This window comes from Thermogemmata fonticola (assembly GCF_013694095.1).
Classification (GTDB): Bacteria; Planctomycetota; Planctomycetia; order Gemmatales; family Gemmataceae; genus Thermogemmata; species Thermogemmata fonticola.
This window is the reverse complement of sequence record NZ_JACEFB010000057.1, coordinates 1-249: the sequence shown is the minus strand read 5'-3', so window position 1 is coordinate 249 and position 249 is coordinate 1. Positions and strand designations below refer to the sequence as shown.

Here is a 249-nt window from a genome sequence, read left to right as displayed (position 1 = left end):
GGGTCTGACCAGAAATTCTGGCGGCACTAAGCTGGGATTTTGGCTTGAATTAGCCAATAGGCCTGCCATTGACCCGATTGCTTGAGAGCCTCCAGGGCCATCACGGCCTCGGCGTTCCGGGCATCCCAACGCCGACCACGCCCCTTGAGCCGAGCGGTGAGCGTCTTGCAACACGACTCCGTCGGACCGCTGCCCAACTGCCAACCCTTCGCCACAAACTCCGGATAGCGAATCATCTCCCGCCGCTCG

Annotated in this window: 1 pseudogene; it reads right to left on the bottom strand. The window is 61.4% G+C overall.

The features are described 5' to 3' along the window. Positions 1-26 precede the first annotated feature (26 nt). Positions 27-249: pseudogene (locus H0921_RS17665) on the bottom strand (hypothetical protein); the annotation flags it as partial.